The organism is Flavobacterium ustbae (assembly GCF_003946915.1).
GTDB lineage: Bacteria > Bacteroidota > Bacteroidia > Flavobacteriales > Flavobacteriaceae > Flavobacterium > Flavobacterium ustbae.
In genome coordinates this window covers 1-397 of record NZ_RPOC01000054.1, presented here as the reverse complement: position 1 = coordinate 397, position 397 = coordinate 1, and the positions used below count along the sequence as shown (strand labels likewise).

At 42.8% G+C, this 397-nt stretch carries 1 protein-coding gene; it reads right to left on the bottom strand.

Features of this window, described 5'->3' with window-relative positions:
• Positions 1 to 397: Ig-like domain-containing protein (locus EG814_RS20900; RefSeq protein ID WP_164515358.1), on the bottom strand; the 397-nt coding region annotated here is incomplete at both ends.

The following is a 397-nucleotide window of genomic DNA, read 5'->3' as shown; positions in this document are numbered from 1 at the left end:
GCATCTTCCAAACAGAAGTTTTGCGTTCCTGCTGTCACTAATGTCGGAGTTCCAGGGTCGCTTACAATTACGTCAACTGTTAATCTTGTAGCGCTTTCGCATCCAGTAGCTGGATCAGAAATTGCTGCAAAATATTGTCCTGTTGTAAGAGCTGTAGTAGATGGAATTGCTGTTCCGCCAGTTAAAGCCGTATACCATACAATATTTGCTGTTGGAGTAGTCTGAATGCTTGCAAAAGTTGGAGCATCAGCCGTACAGAAGTTTTGTGTTCCTGCTGTTACTAAAGTTGGAGTTCCTGGATCACTTACAATCACATCAACTGTTAATCTTGTAGCGCTTTCGCAGCCTGTTGCAGTGTCTGAAATTGCTGCAAAATACTGGCCTGTTGTTAAAACTG